The organism is Rhodopirellula sp. JB055, from assembly GCF_043100905.1.
Taxonomy (GTDB): Bacteria; Planctomycetota; Planctomycetia; order Pirellulales; family Pirellulaceae; genus Rhodopirellula.
Map to the genome: position 1 here is coordinate 1 of NZ_JBICHO010000044.1, position 5,130 is coordinate 5,130.

A 5,130-nucleotide genomic window follows, 5' to 3' on the forward strand; every position below is an offset into this window, starting at 1 on the left:
GTCCCCCCCCCCCACAAAACAGTGGTGGTTTTCCATTTTTGGTGGGGTTGGGCAGGTGGCGCCGTTTCATTCCGGGGCTAAACCCCCGCCCCCGGGGCCCCCCCCCCACTACGATCAACCCTCACTTTTAGCTGTGACAGATCACGAGGTGACGCGGCTCACTTGGCGACGAATTTGTAGATTCGTCCGCCGGCCATCATGGTGCTCATCAGGACTTCGCCTGAGTCCGTTTGGCCGAACGTGAAGACGGGAAACCCGGTCGATGAGATCGGCCGGTTCTCGGTGACCGTCGATGTCTTTGCGTCGTATTTCAACGCCCAAACTTTTCCGGTGACATAGTCGCCATAAAGGTAATAACCATCGAGCATCGGTGTTTGAGTTCCGCGGTAGACGGCTCCACCCGTGACCGATTTGCCCCAATCATCGGTATGAGGATACTCGACCAACGGATCGATCAGATCAGGACGAGCGTCAGAACCGTTGCCATTGAGCGTGAACTTGTGATTGGCTTCTCGTAGGCTCCATCCGTAGTTCCCACCGAGGCGGATCTGGTTGATTTCTTCCCATTCGTTTTGACCCACATCGGCTGCCCACAACACGTCGGTTTTGGGATCAAACGCCATCCGCCAAATGTTGCGAATACCGATCGCGTAGATCTCCGGACGAGCATCGGATTGACCGACATAAGGGTTGTCCTTGGGAATGCCGTACGGCTTGTCGCCATCGCGTGTGTCGACATCGATCCGCATGATCGAACCAAGCAATTGACTCGGGTCTTGAGCCGATTGCAGCGGGTCATTGGCTTTCCCACCATCGCCCAACGCGATGTACAGGAAACCGTCCGGTCCAAACGTCACCGTGCCACCATTGTGGTTCCAAAACGGTTGCTCGATCCGCATCAATTCGCGAGCAGACGAAGGATCCCCCTTTTGATTGTTGCTGCCTTTGACCGTGCTGAATTCGGTCAAGACAGAAACGTGTGGCTTGTCCGACGTGGTGTAATACGCATAGAACAGGCCGTTGTCTTTGAACTTGGGATGGAACGCCATTCCCAAGAAACCCTCTTCGTTTTCGCGATCCTTGTACGTGACCAGATCGCTGAAGTCGGCGAACAACTCGGGCTCAGAGACTTCGCTGTCACTTTCGTCGAATACATACACTTCACCAGTCTGACTGGCGACGAACAAACGTCCGCTGCCATCGCCCGCACCGGTGATAATCACAGGCCGACTGATGCGAAGATTCGGGTAGGCTTCCACGGCTTCGACCGGCATCGGTGTGACGTCGAGAGACGCAGGAGGCTCTGCCAGATTGATGGTGGTGGGTGATGGTTTGACGACGGCATCCGGCGATTCAGCGATCGCATTTGGCGTGGCCAAGCAAGCCGTTGCGGCCCCGCTGAGTAGCAGTGGTTGAATCCAAGATTTCTTCATGAGGAAACTTTCGCGAGAACGAACGAGACAGGTGGAGATAGCAAAAAAGACGCTCGTCAAATGACGAGCGTCTAGGAACATTCAGTTGAGTTGGAACCGCCGAGGCGACTTACAAAATTTCAAGCAACTCGACTTCGAAGACCAACACTTCGTTGGGGCCAATTTTGGGTGGCGAACCGTTTTCGCCGTAAGCCAATTCTGGTGGAATGTAGAGCATCCATTTCGAACCAACCTTCATCTTTTGAAGTGCCAGTTGCCACCCTTGGATGACGCGACCGACCGGGAACTTGGCTGGTTGGCCACGTTCGACCGAACTGTCAAAGACTTCGCCATTGGTCAGTTTGCCGGTGTAGTGAACGGCGACCGTGTCTTCGGCGGATGGGGAGGCACCTTCGCCTTCTTTGATCACTTTATATTGCAGTCCACCCTCAAGCTCTTTGATGCCTTCGGCTTTGGCGTTTTGCTTGAGCCACAATTCGCTCTTTTCTTTGTTCAGCACGCCTTGTTTTTGAAGCTCGGCCATCTTTTCAGCCTGACGCTTTTGCATCATGGCCTGAATCTTGCCTTGGATTTCTTGCAATTGTTCGTCGGTCAACGCAGGGTCTTTTTGCGACAAAGCATCTTGCAAACCTTGGTTCATTCCTTCGACGGTGAAGTCAGAGGATTGGAACCCTTGTTGAACGAAAGAACTGCCAACAGTGAATCCGAGGAAGTAGCCGACTTGGTCATCGACCTTGGCCGCTGAATTTTCTTGAGCGTTGCCGGGGGAGGTCATGACAATGGTGGCCAAACAGAGGGTGGGAAGCAGGCGGGAGAGACGGGGCATCGGTAATGTCCTAAGAGGGAGGCAAGCAGACGCGTTGTGGGCAGACAATTGCCGACAACCTTCGAGACTTCGTGCTACCTGCATTCAAGATACCAGTCGTGGCAGAATACTTCATTCCCGGCTGAAGTGGGGGCGATCCACGTGTCTGAAGCAGCGTTTTTTACGTCATTCCGCGGCTCACGCAGCATGTCCGGCATCGGTGATGCCGGAACCGGCCGCTCATCCGCCTGAGTGCCCCGAATTCAAACCCGCTGCATCACTGCGAACCACCCGATAGAGAGACCGCCAAGACAACGAGGACGACGATCGCAATCACGAGGAAGACGATCTTCTTCATGCTGACAGGCTCGCGATTGGTCCCACCCAAGCGGAAATGGATTTGCTCTTCGAGCAATCGCCGGCCTTTTTCTGTCACGCTGTCCGCACTCACATCGGCATGATGATTTTCAACGTGAGAGTGGGTCATCCCCGTTGCCGCCTGATCGGGTTGGGCCGACAGATCGTATTTCTCACCGATTTCAAACATCACCCCTTGGACGGATCGAGCATTGAAGGGTCGATCGTCGGGCTTTTTCTCCAAGCATTCGGCAATGACTTGGCTGAGTTCCGGAGGCACATCCGGCACCAATGATGCGATGCTGGGCGCTTTCGTTCGCAAATGCTGTTCAAACAGTTGGGCGAAGTTCTCACCGGCAAACACTTTTCGATTGGCCAGCATTTCAAACAGCACGCAGCCCAGGGCATACAAATCCGCTTTTCCGCTAATGGCTTCATCCCCAGTGATCTGTTCGGGTGCCATGTAAGCGTGGGTGCCGACCGTCAAACCCTGAGACGTCAGATCCGACGAATGCTGGTCACGAGCGATCCCAAAGTCACCCAATTTCACCAGTGCGTCGCGTGTGAGAAACAGGTTGCCTGGTTTCAGATCACGGTGGATCACGCCGTGGTTGTGGGCGCACTGAAGAGCGGAGCAAACTTGCCGAGCCACATCGACCACCACTTGCCAAGCGAGTGCCCCGTTGGTTTCCAGCAGGTCCTTGATGGTTCCGCCGTCAACGCGTTCCATCACATAGAACAATTGACCGTCTTCGGAACCGCCGCCGAAGTACCCAATGATGTTGGGGTGCTGCAAACGCTCCAAAATCAGCATTTCGCGGCGAAAGCGGGCTTGGATCAGGTCGTCTTGTGAGACGGCCGGGTGGAGCTTTTTGATGGCCAAATCCTGGCCGCGAATGGCGTCCGCGGCAGGATGAACTTCGATATCGTCGCGAACTTTCCCGTCGTAAACCGTGCCGACCGTGCCCACTCCAAGAACCGCGCCCAGTTCAAAATCATTCAGGCGAAGGTGGGGCATCGAACCAACCGATCAGGAAAGCGTCATACGCCCGCGATTTCTTCGATTCGGATGCGGGTGTTCTTTTGGCGGTGTCCCGTTCGCTTTTTGCTGTGCTTGCGGCGACGGAATTTTTGAATGTAGATCTTTTTGTCTTGGGACATGCCCAATACCGATGCACTGACCGAAACACCGTCCAGAGTCGGAGCACCCAATTTTAGCCCGTCATCAGCACCAACGGCCAAAACGGTTTCAAATTTCAGGTTTTCTCCTGCAGCGATGTCACGGTAATCGACGTCGAGTTCCATTCCTGGTTCGACTCGGTATTGGCGTCCACCGTCGACAAAGATGGCATACATGGCGGGAAAAAGGTTCGGGGTGAAGTGGGAATTGACCTGGAGGTCGGATTTTCGAATCGCGAAGGATAGCGACTGAGTCGCTCATTTAACAGGGCTGATTTTTTGAATGCGACCGAATCCTGTTGATCGACGCTTGGAAACAGCTCGGTTGAGCGAAATATCGCCCGGTCTCACAATTGTTGGTGTCAAGGAACCGTTCGGAATCAAGTGCCGGTTATAGCGGAACGGTGCGAGCCGCCCGATGTGTCACCGGAGGGCTCGCGCCCTTCCGCTACCTTTTTTGATCCCGAATGGTTTCTAAATCGGTGCTCAGGGAAGCTCACGCAGCCAAATTTCGCGGAATCGGATCGGGCTGCCTTCGGATTCCAAGCACAAATAGCCTTCACTGGGCGAGCAACTTCGGCCGCCTGAAACCTCCACCCCGTTGACCCACAATCGGATCTCGCCGTTGATGCCGCGGACGTAATACTGGTTCCATTCGCCATGTGGCCGGGTGGTTTCGGCCGACGGGAAACTTCGATGTCCATCGGGCGAAAGCGGTGGAAATGGCTGCATCGATGATTTTCCAACCGCGAAGATGTCGCCGTGACTGGTGAACCAAGTCGGTGGTTTTCCGGTCGATTCGGTGTACTTGCGGCCGTAGTCCAGGTCCAACATTTGGACTTCGATGCCGGTGTTGGGAAGCCGATTGGGTGGCAGGTCGGTCAGTGCTGACATGGGCACCCAAGCGAACACCCCGGAATTGCCTGCCGGCTTGAGGTGCATCCACTGAATGACCAATTCAAAGTTTTTGACTTCGAACTTGGTTCGCGTGACCCCAATGGGCTGGCCGCTGCCAAGAGCCTCTGTGCCTTCCCAAGTCAGTGTCTGGTCGTCTCCGTTGACTCGCACAAAGTCATCGCCACTCAGTTGCCGCCAACCGGGGGCATTGGTGTCAAAAATTTGGACGGATACTTTCGAGCTCGCTTGCGTGGGTTCCTCTGCATGCAGATCCGAAGCGGATGGATCTCCGATCATGCAACCGCCGGCGATGGCTGACGCCAGCAACCAAGATGGCATGGTGTTTCGTTGAAGAAACGAGAACGAGCTGAAAAAATCTGAAACGAGCCGCATGATCGAACTCTGTGGACTTGGAGGGTCGGACGGGGCAGGTACCGGGGCGAACAATCACCTCGGAAG

The 5,130-nt window shown here is 54.9% G+C and carries 5 protein-coding genes; all 5 read right to left on the reverse strand.

The genetic code is table 11. The features are described 5' to 3' along the window. Nucleotides 1–158: 158 nt before the first annotated feature. Complete coding sequence (locus tag ACF8AM_RS01630; RefSeq protein WP_392553959.1) at nt 159–1,433, reverse strand: PQQ-dependent sugar dehydrogenase; 1,275 nt, start codon at nt 1,431–1,433, stop codon at nt 159–161. Nucleotides 1,434–1,542: 109 nt separating this feature from the next. After that, the gene (locus tag ACF8AM_RS01635) at nt 1,543–2,208 is read right to left on the reverse strand and encodes an FKBP-type peptidyl-prolyl cis-trans isomerase (protein ID WP_392553961.1); all 666 of its coding nucleotides are present in this window, start codon (nt 2,206–2,208) and stop codon (nt 1,543–1,545) included. A gap of 307 nt (nt 2,209–2,515) precedes the next feature. Continuing rightward, nucleotides 2,516–3,565 (reverse strand): serine/threonine protein kinase, encoded by a 1,050-nt coding sequence (locus tag ACF8AM_RS01640; protein ID WP_392553962.1) that lies wholly within the window; start codon nt 3,563–3,565, stop codon nt 2,516–2,518. A 71-nt stretch (nt 3,566–3,636) separates the two neighbouring features. Beyond that, nucleotides 3,637–3,951: a 50S ribosomal protein L21 gene (gene rplU / locus ACF8AM_RS01645; RefSeq protein ID WP_392553960.1), complete on the reverse strand. Its 315-nt coding sequence runs from the start codon at nt 3,949–3,951 to the stop codon at nt 3,637–3,639. Between the two features lie 309 nt (nt 3,952–4,260). Then, nucleotides 4,261–4,968, reverse strand: a complete 708-nt coding sequence (locus tag ACF8AM_RS01650) for a DUF1080 domain-containing protein (protein WP_392553963.1) — start codon at nt 4,966–4,968, stop codon at nt 4,261–4,263. Nucleotides 4,969–5,130 lie beyond the last annotated feature (162 nt).